Consider the following 13,085-nt stretch of genomic DNA (forward strand, 5'->3'; position numbering starts at 1 on the left):
AAGAACATAGCCGACCGACTGACCGGCGTTTGTGCTGCGATGGTTAGCTGTCAGTCTCTTCGGCAGCCCTTCCGCGGTCGGACCCAGCCACAGAAACCTGTCTCTCAGCCTCAGGCTTCGAGAAGCGGACTCCATCACCGACAATGTCGGTCTCTGGCAGAAACAGTATGCCTTTCTCTTCAAGGGCGGCTTGCAGCTTGGCGAGTGACGCAATGTTTTTGGGATCGTCACCCTTTTCGATACGCGTAATCGACGTCCGCGACACACCCGCGCACTTGGCGAGTTCGCTCTGACTTAGGCGCAGCAATCCGCGCGCGGCAACGATTTGCTCTGGAGTTGCAACCATCTTCATAGAACGCAGAAACCAGCTCAATTCTTGCGTTGTCAAATTGAGTCAAAAAGCGCTTTTAAAGACGCAAAAAGATTCTTTGGATGGACATTAAGCTCCATTCCGGTTACGAGTTGGTTATTCAAGACGCCGAATCATGTTTTATGAAGACGGAGGCATTCGATGAGTGAGAAGGGTGTGTACCTTGGTGGCGATCGCGAACGCCTGCTTAAAAAGCTCAGGTCCCTTGTCGACGATCTGGAAGCGGGAGCATATCCCAACGCTTGCGACATCCCCGTATTCCTGGATCGCTGGAGAGCCGCCAGAAGAGATGTTCCGTGCCTCGTTGGAATGGTGCAGGGGCATCCAAAGCTTTCAGACGGGAGAATGTCGGTTTCATCGGAACTCTTTTATATCGATGACGAACGACATATCGCGCGAACCCTTTCTCGCTGGTATCGCCTTGGCACGCCAGCGCAGCCGCAGATTTAAAAGGGCGGCGCGCTCTACCGAGTTGAAGGAGGTTTGCGTCCTCGAAATTCCAGCCGGTGACGAAGACGCCACGTCCTCAGCCTTTGTGGTCGTCGCAATGTAGTCTCGCTGTGCCACCCATCATGCAGGAGCAGCGCGCAAATCGCGCGCGGGAATTACCGCCGGATAGATAGCCGTATCGAGTTCCATCTTTTAGGAGACACCAAATGCCGAGCAACCGATCCGGCAAGCGAACCCGCGTGCCTTGGCGTCGAACCACTAATCCCCGCGGTGCGGCTATCACCATGCCAGTATTCATGGCCTATTGCGCTATCGCGGCGACATTGCGGGCCTGGAATAAGCCCAAGCTGAATTCCATCATCACGCTAAAGGCGCACGAAGACTTCTATTTTCCCGTCTACGCCGACGCAGCGCGCCACTTCGTTTGGGAAATCTGGAAGCCCGACGAAGTGGGTTGGGATGTCTTTGAGTGGAAAGAAAAGTCTTTCCGCGATCAGATGGAGGCGCTCCAGAACGGAAAGGCGATCTTTTTCGCGTCATTTGACTACGAGCTAAAAGAAGATGAGCAACTGCTATCGGACGCCGTTTTTCCATTGTGCGCTCGTTCCGATCGCCATGCGGAAGCCGCACTCCGGCGTGCTGGCCTTCCTGTAACCCAGAGAGACATAGAGATTCTGATCTCGGAACCTTGGCCGCGTCTCTACAAGGCTTTCCAGGAGCGACGCGATCCGTTGAAGTCTCTGCAATTATTGCGGAGGCTTCGAGAGCCCGGGCCGTCCGCGAACGCGACCACCAAGCCTACAGAGCCAGGTGGCCCGACGCTGTCGGATATGCATGGGTATGGCGGCCTCATCGACTGGGGATACGATCTCGCAAAGGACCTGACCGACTATAAGGCGGGTGTCATCCCATGGGGCGACGTTGACGGCGGAGTCTTGATTTCGGGGCCGCCCGGCGTCGGAAAGACCATGTTCGCAAGCGCATTGGCGAATACCTGTCAGGTGCCGATCATATTTGGGTCGGTTTCCAGATGGCAGGAGGCCGGAGCGCTCGACGAGCACCTGAAAGCGATGAGAGCTTCATTCGCTGAGGCCAAGGCGAAAGCGCCCTCTATCCTTTTCGTTGATGAGGTTGATACGTTCGGTGACCGTTCCGAAAGGGATCGCAACGGACTCTACCTGAGGGCCGTGATGACCGGCTTCCTGGAGCAACTGGATGGCTTCGAGCGACGCGTGGGTGTCGTCGTAGTCGGAGCCTGCAATTTTCCAGATCGGCTGGACCCGGCCATTCGGCGTCCGGGCCGGCTTGACCGACATATTGAGGTCACGCTGCCCGACGCCCAATCGCGTAGGTCCATTTTGAAATTTCATAGCGGTATCGTACTCGAGCCTGATCAAGCCGAGCAGTTCGATCTGGCAACAGAGGAACAATCCGGTGCGGACATAGAGCAGTTGGTCAGGCGGGCGCGGCGACTAGCGCGACGGCAATACGAAGACCTCGGAGCTCAACATATTGTTGGTCAATTACGCCCGTTGGCACCGCTCCCCGACGGCTACATCCGATCCGTTGCTGTTCATGAGGTGGGTCACGCGATCATCGGTTCCGAGGTCGGATACAGTCACGTTGCTGGGATCAAAATCTCGTCGTATCGGATCGACGGCGAATATCGGGAAATGGGCTCCGTCGAATACGAGCCGCCAACACCGCAACGAAAGACCAGGGCGCATTACGAGAACTGGATTGCAGTATGCTTGGGCGGTATCGCTGCCGAGATCGAGGTGTTCGGATCATTTGCAGATGGTGCGGCTGGAAACAGTAACTCTGACCTCAACCGAGCCACCGATCTTGCCACGGCCTTGGAAGGCGCGCTCGGCATGGGCCACACGTTGATGGTTGGGCAGCTTGATGAAAGGGAATTCGCGAGTATGCGGACCTATAACCCCGATATCAGAAGGGAGGTTCATAAAGTCCTCGAGAAAGAGCTCGGGCGCGCGAGGTCAATAATTCGGGAACAACGTCATGTCTTGGACGAGATGGTGACGCGACTGATGGAAGCACGAGCGATGAGCGGTGACGAGGTCCTAGAAATCATCCACCGAAATCGTCGTTCTACGGTCAGCCTTGCAAAAACAAACCTGAAGGCAGGCATGTGATGGCAGAGCGAAGCCAGTCGCCTCTAACACGCATCGGTGCAGACGTATGCGAAGTCATCATTGGAAGAACGATTAGCGGAACCGAAGCGGTGAAGTTTCCATGGTCGGCAACGCAAGTCGTCATGGTAGATGCAGCACTGTCGAGTGAACAGTGGGAAAAAATGGAGACCCGGCGGCCGCAAACAGAGAAGGCAATCTCATGAAGCTATGGATTCTATCCGATCTCCATTTCGACTTTAAAGGGCTTGCAGACCTGCATATTCCGGAGGCCGACGTGTGCGTTGTCGCCGGAGATATCTTCACGCATGGGGTCGTTCCCAGCCTGCGATGGCTCGATGACCGCATCGCAGCTCATATGCCGGTCGTCTTTGTGGCCGGCAACCACGAGTTCTATCACGATAGCTTCATAGGAGGACACGCCGCGGCGAGCCGCTTCGAGGCGATTGGAAACATCCACTACCTGGAAAACAAGTGCGTGCAGATCGATGGTTTCGTTTTCGCAGGCGCGACCCTGTGGACCGATTTCAACTTGTTCGGACCCGCCTGGTCACAAAAGGGGATGGAAAATGCTGCCGCTGCGATGAGCGACTTTCGGTTGATCACCTTTGGCGATGAACCGCGGGATCGCTTCAGGCCTATACACACCCTGAAAATACATCAGGAAAGCCGCCGTTTTCTGGAAGGTATGCTCGCCAAATATCGGGATCAAAAGGTCGTGGTCGTAACTCACCATGCTCCCAGCATGCTGTCCGTCGAGGAAAAGTATAAGACCGATCTTCTCACTACGGCGTTTGCATCCAATCTGGAAGGCTTGATGTCCCCAGGCGGTCCGGCCCTTTGGGTCCATGGACACGTCCACCACTTCGTCGACTACATGATCAACGATACACGAGTGATCGCCAATCCAAGAGGCTATCCCCGGGAGGAGTGTTTCCGACAGTTCGATTGGGGCTTCGTCATTGAGGTCTAGCAGTGAAGGAATCCGTCTGTGTCACGACGTGCCGGCCGGCCGTCATCGATGGTTGCTTCGAAGCTCTATCTCGCAAATGCAGGAAAGGTGGGAATCTGATGTCAAAGCCCCCACGGTCACCTTCAAGGGGCAATAGACCAAAAGTGTCCTTGCCCGGTTCGATGGGAGAACCGCTCGACGAAGTCGACTTTCACCCAATCGGACGCCGGATCGCGGTCGGCCAAAAGAGAATACTAAAGAACCCTCTAGTCTCGACAGATTGGGTAGGCCCTGCAATTGAGTTCTTTCTGTCCATTCTGCCGCGAACCCCAACTGGAAACTGGGAGCATCTTCATATCGCCGCTTACCAGCTAGCTTGCCAAGCCTTGGAGGCGCTGGGACACGCAATTGTCGTTGATGGTGGTGCAATACCCGTCTCTATGCCGATATTGCCAGCAGTCCTCCCGCGATGGGACGACATCGCCACCGCCGTGGTCTGGGCGGCAAGTCAATCGCGGCTCTTGCGATACAGGAAGCTCTGGGAAACGGGCAGTGCAAAGGGGCCGACAGGGCGTCGAAGGCCGAACATTCGCCCCGGCTACGGATGCCCACCTGCTTTTCTGGCGGGAAAGGCGTTTTCAGCCTTCCAGGCTCTCGGTCTGATCTTGGATTGCCGCTGGACGCCGGCTGCTGAAACCATCCTTTGGCGCGACTCTCCTTACGAAGCAGGCATGAATTTCGCCAAGGACCATCGTTTCATCGAGGCGCTCGATGCTGCGCTGACAAGCCTTTCTGAGGATGTCGCGGCAAAAATCAAAGACATTGCGACGATGCCCACGATAGAGGCCGCGGAGTTAGGGGAGTTTGCAGAGCGGTACGCATCTCGACACACGACGAAAGACGAGGCCCTCTCATTTTTGCAGGAGTGCAGCCGACGCCTTCTGAGTGAACTATTCGCAAAGCGATGGCGGTTGAGAGACGGATGGCTTTCCGCCGATGAATGCAAACGCACCTTGTTTCTTCAGCTTGATCCGCTTGCGATCGCGATGAGGGGCGAATTCGCGGCTCGTTATCTGCCGGAATTTCCGTTTCTCCATGGACCGAACGTGTAGGTAAGGTTTCGATGAACATGAACTTCTTACGATGGCATGAGAGGCGTAGGGCAGACGCCGTAAGCAAAAGCGACTCCCAATCTGCCCATGAACTCATGGTGTTGCCGTGAAAATATGGGTGATCTCCGACCTGCATCTCGAGTTCGGGGTGCCTTTTGACAACGATCCGCCGAAAGACGTTGATGTCGTGGTATGCGCAGGCGACGTCTTATCGAAAGGCATTATCCCAAGCATAAGGTGGCTGACCCAACATATCGCTCTAAAAGTGCCGGTGGTTTTCGTGGCGGGAAACCACGAATTCTATCATTCGTCCATTCACGAAAGCATCCGTCAGGTGGGGGAGGCCAATAGCCATCCGAACCTGCATTTCCTGGAAAACGATATAGTGGAGATCAAGGGCGTACTCTTTGTCGGGGGGACGTTGTGGACCGATTTCAAGCTATTCGGTCGCGATCCACAGGTCGCGATGTCATATGCCCGAAGTGGGATGAACGACTACAAGAAGATCAAACTCTCAAAGATGCCCTATCAAAAGTTCAAGCCGCTTGATGCTTACCGGAAGCACGTCGAAACGAGAAACTTCATCGCAGGTGAACTCCGTGAACACCCGGGTCAGAGGGCCGTTGTCGTGACGCATCACGCCCCGTCGCCGCGTTCGGTTGACGGCGGGTTTCGCTACGATCCGCTCGCGGCATGCTACGCTTCGGATTTAGAAGACCTGATTTGCGAGACGGGGCCGACGTTATGGGTGCACGGACATCTTCATCATCGAAACGATTACTCCGTGGGCTCAACGAGGATAGTGTCAAATCCGAGGGGCTATCCGGGCGAGGCGACAGGGTTCGACCCCGATTTTATCGTGGACATTTAATGTGGCCAGGTTTTCTTGGTTCGAGGCACCACAGTCATAGCACTGCGAGAGTCGCTGTATAAGAGCCGGTGGCGATCTACACACTGGTAGTAGGTACCGTCACCCATAGCCGGCGTATCGATTTGTGATCATTGAATTACATGCTGCCTTGAAAGCGGCTATCACGCGACACGAGCTAAGAAACGGATGAATCAATATGGATGATCCAATTCGGAAAGTAATACAGGCCGGGATTGTCGGTGTCTGTTTCTCTGACCCGGCAACTGGCGCGAAGCTGAGCCGTTTGGAGCTCCGGCAAGGCGTCGGCACGCGCAGAGCATTCGAAATCGGCGACGGTGCGCTCATATATAGTCGAGAACACGTGAAGGCTCTGACGTTTGCTGGCGTGAAAGATGCATTGCTGGCTATTGCCCAAACTGCGCCTTAGCCCAAGTCGGTTGGATCATATCGGCTTATGCTGAAGGTGAATTAAAGTTCGGCATATTGTGGGAGCTGCCCGCTGGCATTCGCCCCTAAATCGTGGATATCATGGTTAGCTGCTAAGCATTTCGCCGAGCAAGGGGAAAGCCGTTATGGGTGGTATCAATATTCATTGTCCACCGTTCGTCGGACGCGATAAATCCGGGACGCCGTTTGAGGCGGTGTTGGCTGAGATTTCGGAAGGAGCCGGACCTGAAGTCGAGAGTGTTGTTCGAGGAATCGATGAGGCGCTTGAGATAGCGAGCGATGCGGCCAAACTTATTGACCCCCTGCGAGTTTGGATAGAAAGCAAGCCGAACGACCCTCGACCGATGTTCAACGAATGCGCAGAGGACCTGTTTGAAGCCTGTCGAACAGCCGTCTCGAATGATGGACCAGTCGCGCTAGTCTGGTAATGCGCTGTTCTGCGAGGCACGCTCAATCGCGGACGTTTTCATTTGCGGGTTCAGGACCTAGTAGTCAGTGGATGGGGCGATGGCAGCGTCCGGCTCTATTGGCTTTGCCGAAGCCCAAAAATCTCGAACTCTTTCCTACCAGAGAAGCGTCTCAGGTTGCAGCCATGGTAGGAAATCGTCAGGTGTTCCCGGCCGCTGCAGCCGGAATGCCCGCCTGGGCCAGGCAGCGTGCACAGATTACCGATGTCTCGCAAATAGGGCTCGCTGGGCTTTATTGACCGACCCAACATGCCAATCGATTTCGCGCTTCGACGGCGGGACATGGTCCCGTCGATGTTCATTGTCATAGAATAGCGTCCCATGAACGCCGATGGAGTGCATCACGCTTTAAGATCGGGCGATTCCAAATCTGTTCCAGAACGGAACTTGCAGCCTCGTCGCCAAGTCGTTGGATCAAGTCTTCGACCAATTCCATGTCTCGCCCGTCTGGCAATATGGCAACAAACTCTTCCTCCATAGCATCTGCAGAGACTTCTCGACACGGGCGACAGGCGGGCAGCCGTATCGAGCGGCTTCTTAGTCGTCTTGGCGCACCGTTTACTTCTATCCGGCAATTTGCGGGCTGCTTCCGACATTTGATCCATCGTCTTAACCTGCTTAAAACGACCAGCGTCTATGGATGTCGCCAGTACCGTGTGAGGTGGCAGTTGAACGATTTGGCTCGTCGACGTCTGTTGGCTTCATACGCATAGCGAAGAGCTGTCGTCTTCGTCGCGGCTCTGGTCCGACCTAGCTAGACGTCTGCCTTGGGGTCGAGACCCTCTGCTCGAAGGGACAGGATTAGCGACAGCATCTCCCGATTGGCCTCCTTGATATCGCTCCGTTGTTGGCTGAGCGTTTGAATGAACTTCTGGTTTTCCTTTGCAAACCGCTTCCCTTCCTTCACCATGAACTGGCCGACAACCACGGAGATGTACAGCAATGTCAGGGCGTTGATCACGTGCATCTCGTCGAAGTCGGAAGAGATGCCGTGGCAGACCTGGTGACGGTTGGCGACTTTCGCAAACGCCCTTCGACCGCGTTTGCTCGTGTCATATGAGGCCCTATAGGCATAGTCGATGGCAAACAGATTTACGAAGATAAAGGTCTCGGTCGCAAGGAGTTCGGCAGTAACCCCTAACGAGTCGTTCTGGAGGTCTCCTATAGCGAATCTCATCTCCACCAGGCTGGTTATCCCGTCTGTCACCCCGGTTTCGTACATGTACCGACGAGCGACCGCCTCTATTTCTGGATAGATCACCCGGAGTGTGTGAGTAGCGTTGCCCAACTCTGCCAGCGGCATGATTTCCCGAAATATCCTTGCGTCATCGGAATGACCTTTGCTATCCAGCTTGGCAGCATAGTCCCGCGCGACCAGAGCAGCGGTTAGCGCTCCTTGTTCCGTGTGTAAGGCAAGTACCGGGTCCGAGGGAAGAATACCGCGTCGAAGAAGCATGCGTTGCGTCTTGATCCTATGGTCAATCGCGGTGGGCAGCTCGACCAGCCTCTTAAACGCCGCTTGGACCTCCGGTTTCTTCAGCCAACCATCGGCTGCTTTCCAGAACTGGTTAAACGCTTCCCCTATTCCCCAAAGGGTGGTCACCAGATCGGTTTGTTTTTCAGACGTCATTGGTTGCTAGAATCGAACAGCGCTCCGTTCCGACCTCTGCGGATCGGAACAATATGCAAAGCATTTTTCTCTGCGGCCACGATCCGGTCAAGAGGCTTCATGAGAGAGCCGAGGGATGAGAAATTTCCCAGGGAGTATTAGCCGCACCATGGGCTCGGAGTAGGGGGACAACCGTTCCGGCCGCATACGAATGACACTGCCAGTCCTTCCGCCATCAAAGTCTGGCCGACATCCTTTCCATCAACCTTTAGGATGCCGCAGCTTCGTCGGTAGTTGCACTTATCCGTACCTTCCGTCCCGGGTTTACAGGAGCATGCAATCTTGGTCACCTTAGGTGAACCGGACGCGACGAGCTGCCTTACCCGTTCGGTGGCCTTGTTTCCGAGCGCAGCCTCGCTCGCGCATCGGGGATGGAATACCTCGGGCGCGTTAAGGCCGACCAAGCGTACAGGGGTGCCGTCGCCCATGCGAATGGTATCCCCGTCGATGATTGAAAAGTTCTGTGTGGTGAATCCGGAGGCCGTCGGCGTCGCAACGGTCTCCGAAGTCGATGAAGTCCAAAGAGAACTCGGGTCTCCGTGAAGGAAGCGGCTGGCCAGGACCGCCATCAAGGCGACGAGAAAAACGGCTATCTTTACCTGCAGGCGTCGATTGCCGTAGGTTCTCCGCGGCAAATTCCGTGGGGTCGAAACGGGTGAGGCCGAACGCCTGTCCGCAAGCTGGACGACGGAAGCGCCCGAGGGCTGGGTCAGCAGTCTCAGGATCGACAGTTGTTTCTCGGTGAGGCGTGTCCAGGCCCCATAGCGGACGAGTTTCTGCTGGACGTCGTAGAGGAACTGACGCTGCCACCTGGTCGGTCGCCCATTCCGGAGGATGTCATCGATCCGATTTCTGAAATGCGTGATCTCGATCTCGTCCAGCAAGTGCGCCTGGGGCAGCTTGCTTGGCCTTCTTTGATCAAGTCAGCGAAATTGGTGGTGATGGTAAATGTACGTTCGTTTGCCCGAGTGCGATCGAGGTTGGCCTTGATACCCAAGTCCCACCCGACACGACGAAGAGGGCTCAGAAACGCGGTTGTCGTGTCGATATTATTGATTTCGGTCATGTCGAGCGTAAAATTGTAAGCGACGCCAGTACGCCAAAAAATAGAGAGGAGCGTGCCGACTTCACCGGGAAATTGGGCCGGGTTAATTTGTTCCACGCCCGTCGGGCTGGCCGCATACTGTGCCCATATGCGCTTCGTTTCGGGGACGGTCCGGCTTGAGAGATACACCCTCAGGGTGTCTTCCACTCCGGCAATAGTTTAGCACCGAACGTGGTCGGAAATATCAACGGTGTCTACACCCGTGTAGTCCTCTGGCAACGGATGAACAGAACAAGACGACAGCAATGCGGACAAAATAAAGGTCAATCGCCCAGATCTCATGGTCGGCCGCCTTTTTTCCAAAGGTTGAGATCAAATGCTATTGAAATGCGCTTATAACTAGCATTTCATACACTAACCTTCGCGATTATCGAATACCAAGTTCGGGCTGAATACAAAATCAGTATTAATTCGGTGGTTAAGGTTCTTCTGGGTGCACTAACGCTTGCGCGCGTCTGAAACTCAGACACTTTCCTTCGACACCAACAATGAGGTGATCGTGGAAAGTTTGCGATGTCCGGGCAAAGTTGGTTCGATGTTGCCGATTGAGTAGGAATTGAAGGTTCTTGATCGGTTTAGGAACCTGCAATCTCGTTGGGGAACGGCTCGAGTGAAAGATGGGTCTCCAACATCGCCAAGCTTTCGGGGCCAACCCTCCATTCCAAACAATGGCCAATACATTCTTGGACACGAAGTAAGCGCAGTCGTTCTTTAAAAGCCTCGCGGCTGTATGTTCCGCCTAAAAAATATCTTACATCGGAAGGCGAGTATTTACTCACGCAACCGAGCACGACCGCCCAAGCCTGCCCTTTATTGCTGACCTTGATCTCCGCGATGACTGGGTATTTCTCCTTCAGAGCCGAAAGATATGTTCGGAGTTTAGGCACGCACGCGTCATCGACCGAACTGCCTGAACCTGCTAGATCGAATAGCTGTTTTTGGACAACGGCATGCCTTCCCTGGAAGATGTCATCGTAGGTTTCATACAGGTCCGGCAAGCTAAGCCGTTCTCCCCAATACCTTGCTGCATCAGAATAACGATCGTTCCCGTCATCGAAATCATAGGGTGGTTTCTGGAGCCGTCTCAGCCGGCTCGCGGCCCGGCGGGGGGAAAGTTTCAAATATTCATCAAGTGGAAGCATAACGCCAGGACTGCCTGATTTCGACACGTGGTGGGGTGCAAGGTCTGTTCATTCTCAAGCGTAAACGGGGAAGGGGCCGCGATGCCATGGTACCAATTACGGACCATTCGCGGGCGGAATATTGCCGTGCGACGTTGGTCGTGTCCAGTTGAAGCAATCGAACCCGTTTATGTTCGCGGGCAAGGAATCCGCTTGTGCGGCCAACAGTAGTCCGATGTGATAATGCAGGAGGCTGGTCTCGTCTACCGGCGTGTCAGCGAAACAATTTCCGCCGTCTTCCACTATGACGCGTCGGTAGGCCTTTCGTAGGGCGAATGATCCATAGCCGGTTTGCGTATGCAAACCCATCACGCCTAGCAAGTCATCTGGCGACTTCAATCTGACAAAGAGCTTTTCGGGAATGGAGACCTTCTCGTCACGTTTTGCGACACGAAGCGCCTGAATTGCTTCATTCGCCACCTGTCGCGCGGCGGCCGGCGGTCGTCCAGTTTGTATTCTCCTGGGTCTTTCAATCAGAAAGCCTTCAGAGATAGCCACGATGATGTCGAAGTCTGTGTAACTGTAAGTGACCTGACCACCTGTATTGCTGTCATCGATCTCGATAAGAATGATGCCGCCGCCACGACCTGCCTCGACAGGATCGAAACCGTAGGATTCAGCTGCCATGAGATTTGGCCGCAGCAGACCCGTTGATGCCTCCCATGTAGACGTACCGGCGCTCGACAAAACGGCTTTCGTTTGGAACCACAGAGTGTTGTCTCCGTCTTCGACGACGATATCAAACCCGTCGCGATCGACGTCTGGTTCGTAGAGGTGCAAGTGGTATTTGTTGCGAGCCGCGGCGATTTTCAGATCGAAAGATAGTCGATTGAAGAAAATTCTCTCTCGAGTGGTTTGATTTTTAGGCTCAGCGAAAAATTTCCGAAGGTTCTTGCTTTTGCTGTCCATTACGCCTCGAGACATAGCGTGGTTGTGTTTTTCTTGACAGATAAACGTCTAAGGCGATTTCCTAAACGTAGCGTAAAAGAATCGGCTAGGGCTCGCTGATAAAAGCAATGCCGTTTGATCAGTATCGGCGAGCATGGATTTCGACAGTAATGTCCGGAAAATCCAAGGAAGATTACCTCGGTGACATGCTTCCGAACGGTTTTACTAGCGGGCGACCGACTGTTTCTCTGATTGTTGACGGACGGCCACATGTCCGCAGTACGCTGTCCTCAGCCTGAGCGGCAAAGCGCCAACAGCAACCATTGCCTCACCTCATGATATGGTATCGGTTTGGGTGATTCGTTCAGTTTCGGAGAGATCAATGGAGAATACCCGAGAGAAAGTCGCCGCCGTTACGGCGAACCTCCGACGCTCGGGCATTATCTGCGATCTCTTCGGTGGTTGGGCAGAGGAAATTCTAGGTCTCCGCGAGCCCTCGACGCACAGCGACATCGATTTGGTTTATCGTTGCGAATCCTTCGGAGAATTTGACATCAAGCTGCAAAATATTCTGGACTTCGAAGAGATACCTCTAAAGCGTTTCCGGCATAAGCGAGCATTTCGGCATTTTGGCACGCTGTGCGAGGTAACTTTAGTGCAAGAGCAAGAGCGGCCTTTGACGCTTTTTTGGGGCGACGTTCCGTTCTTTTGGGATACGCCCCTTCTGCATGGAGCCTTAATGGATGTTGGCGGGGAGTTGATTTCCATCGAATCTGCCAACAATCTCAAGCGATACCGCAATCTCCATAAGGCCACGCTGCCGCACCGCTTGCGCGACCCAAAGGTGTTAGAACCATACTGATGATGTCCGGTTCGCCGACGCCGAACCAAGATGGCGGTCGTCTGCCGTTTTGGGTATGCGAAGCCAGTGCATGCAAATTCCAGGGAACCAAAATGATAAAGGCCGTCCTCTTCGACCTCGACGAGACACTGTTGGATCGGCGGGCAGCAGCAGTTGAATTCTTGGCATTGCAGTATTGTGAACTGGTCGCCGGACAGTTCGGTGACGCTCTGTCGCAAGATCAGTATGCAGCACGCTACCTCAAACTCGAAGAACAAGGCCTCGTAAAAAAGTCCGACCTTTATCCTACGCTTGTCGCATCATTCGGGCTACCTGGTGAGTTGTCAGGTCCGCTCCTCGATCATTTCCGTTTGCGTTGTCCCGAAATGGCTTGCCCGATGAACGGGGCACGTGAAGCTCTTCAATTCCTCCGGAAGGTGGACCTGTTTTGCGCGACTATCAGCAATGGCGAGGGGGTCGTCCACTTCTCGCTAAAATTCAGACTGTTTTGAAGTCAGCGTTGGGGGCTGAGCGGGTGTATATCGGTCGGTACGGTCAACAGACGCGGTACAGACACTCAAT

12 protein-coding genes are annotated in these 13,085 nt (G+C 54.4%); 8 read left to right on the forward strand and 4 right to left on the reverse strand.

The features are described 5' to 3' along the window. Positions 1-43 precede the first annotated feature (43 nt). The gene (locus FHT29_RS24100; RefSeq protein WP_246703090.1) at positions 44-352 is read right to left on the reverse strand and encodes a helix-turn-helix domain-containing protein; all 309 of its coding nucleotides are present in this window, start codon (positions 350-352) and stop codon (positions 44-46) included. Between the two features lie 159 nt (positions 353-511). On the opposite strand from FHT29_RS24100, the gene FHT29_RS24105 reads away from it, so the two are divergent. The 6 genes from FHT29_RS24105 (at position 512) to FHT29_RS24130 (ending at position 6,780) form a co-directional block, all read left to right on the forward strand. Beyond that, complete coding sequence (locus tag FHT29_RS24105) at positions 512-820, forward strand: DUF6634 family protein (RefSeq protein WP_168596913.1); 309 nt, start codon at positions 512-514, stop codon at positions 818-820. Positions 821-1,026: 206 nt separating this feature from the next. Then, positions 1,027-2,973: an AAA family ATPase gene (locus tag FHT29_RS24110; RefSeq protein ID WP_168600214.1), complete on the forward strand. Its 1,947-nt coding sequence runs from the start codon at positions 1,027-1,029 to the stop codon at positions 2,971-2,973. 199 nt (positions 2,974-3,172) lie between these two features. Further along, on the forward strand, positions 3,173-3,943 hold the full coding sequence (locus FHT29_RS24115; RefSeq protein ID WP_168600215.1) for a metallophosphoesterase: 771 nt from the start codon (positions 3,173-3,175) through the stop codon (positions 3,941-3,943). Between the two features lie 161 nt (positions 3,944-4,104). Next, entirely contained in the window at positions 4,105-5,034 is a 930-nt protein-coding gene (locus tag FHT29_RS24120; RefSeq protein WP_168600216.1) for a hypothetical protein, read from the forward strand. A 106-nt stretch (positions 5,035-5,140) separates the two neighbouring features. After that, positions 5,141-5,905 carry a metallophosphoesterase gene (locus tag FHT29_RS24125; RefSeq protein WP_168596911.1) on the forward strand — a complete coding sequence of 255 codons (765 nt, stop codon included), beginning with the start codon at positions 5,141-5,143 and terminating at the stop codon, positions 5,903-5,905. A 572-nt stretch (positions 5,906-6,477) separates the two neighbouring features. Further along, a complete protein-coding gene (locus tag FHT29_RS24130) occupies positions 6,478-6,780 on the forward strand; it encodes a hypothetical protein (RefSeq protein ID WP_168596910.1) in 303 nt (100 codons plus the stop codon). 793 nt (positions 6,781-7,573) lie between these two features. Here the strand turns inward: FHT29_RS24130 and FHT29_RS24135 are convergent. The 3 genes from FHT29_RS24135 to FHT29_RS24145 form a co-directional block, all read right to left on the reverse strand. Continuing rightward, on the reverse strand, positions 7,574-8,449 hold the full coding sequence (locus FHT29_RS24135; protein ID WP_168596909.1) for a hypothetical protein: 876 nt from the start codon (positions 8,447-8,449) through the stop codon (positions 7,574-7,576). A gap of 1,719 nt (positions 8,450-10,168) precedes the next feature. Next, the gene (locus FHT29_RS24140) at positions 10,169-10,735 is read right to left on the reverse strand and encodes a hypothetical protein (protein ID WP_168596908.1); all 567 of its coding nucleotides are present in this window, start codon (positions 10,733-10,735) and stop codon (positions 10,169-10,171) included. A 96-nt stretch (positions 10,736-10,831) separates the two neighbouring features. Continuing rightward, on the reverse strand, positions 10,832-11,683 hold the full coding sequence (locus FHT29_RS24145; protein WP_168596907.1) for a hypothetical protein: 852 nt from the start codon (positions 11,681-11,683) through the stop codon (positions 10,832-10,834). Between the two features lie 361 nt (positions 11,684-12,044). On the opposite strand from FHT29_RS24145, the gene FHT29_RS24150 reads away from it, so the two are divergent. Next, on the forward strand, positions 12,045-12,524 hold the full coding sequence (locus tag FHT29_RS24150; protein WP_168596906.1) for a hypothetical protein: 480 nt from the start codon (positions 12,045-12,047) through the stop codon (positions 12,522-12,524). After that, positions 12,524-13,015: an HAD family hydrolase gene (locus tag FHT29_RS24155; protein ID WP_168600217.1), complete on the forward strand. Its 492-nt coding sequence runs from the start codon at positions 12,524-12,526 to the stop codon at positions 13,013-13,015. Before FHT29_RS24150 ends, FHT29_RS24155 begins: the two co-directional genes overlap by 1 nt. Positions 13,016-13,085: the final 70 nt, after the last annotated feature.

The organism is Rhizobium sp. SG741, assembly GCF_012275435.1.
Taxonomy (GTDB): Bacteria; Pseudomonadota; Alphaproteobacteria; order Rhizobiales; family Rhizobiaceae; genus Rhizobium; species Rhizobium lusitanum.

Excerpts from the sequence above, each read along its gene's own strand:
- FHT29_RS24150 (WP_168596906.1), top strand. The coding sequence starts at position 12,045 with ATGGAGAATACCCGAGAGAAAGTCGCCGCCGTTACGGCGAACCTCCGA.
- FHT29_RS24135 (WP_168596909.1), bottom strand. The coding sequence starts at position 8,449 with ATGACGTCTGAAAAACAAACCGATCTGGTGACCACCCTTTGGGGAATA.
- FHT29_RS24140 (WP_168596908.1), bottom strand. The coding sequence starts at position 10,735 with ATGCTTCCACTTGATGAATATTTGAAACTTTCCCCCCGCCGGGCCGCG.
- FHT29_RS24145 (WP_168596907.1), bottom strand. The coding sequence starts at position 11,683 with ATGGACAGCAAAAGCAAGAACCTTCGGAAATTTTTCGCTGAGCCTAAA.
- FHT29_RS24100 (WP_246703090.1), bottom strand. The coding sequence starts at position 352 with ATGAAGATGGTTGCAACTCCAGAGCAAATCGTTGCCGCGCGCGGATTG.
- FHT29_RS24110 (WP_168600214.1), top strand. The coding sequence starts at position 1,027 with ATGCCGAGCAACCGATCCGGCAAGCGAACCCGCGTGCCTTGGCGTCGA.
- FHT29_RS24120 (WP_168600216.1), top strand. The coding sequence starts at position 4,105 with ATGGGAGAACCGCTCGACGAAGTCGACTTTCACCCAATCGGACGCCGG.
- FHT29_RS24105 (WP_168596913.1), top strand. The coding sequence starts at position 512 with ATGAGTGAGAAGGGTGTGTACCTTGGTGGCGATCGCGAACGCCTGCTT.
- FHT29_RS24115 (WP_168600215.1), top strand. The coding sequence starts at position 3,173 with ATGAAGCTATGGATTCTATCCGATCTCCATTTCGACTTTAAAGGGCTT.
- FHT29_RS24130 (WP_168596910.1), top strand. The coding sequence starts at position 6,478 with ATGGGTGGTATCAATATTCATTGTCCACCGTTCGTCGGACGCGATAAA.
- FHT29_RS24155 (WP_168600217.1), top strand. The coding sequence starts at position 12,524 with ATGATGTCCGGTTCGCCGACGCCGAACCAAGATGGCGGTCGTCTGCCG.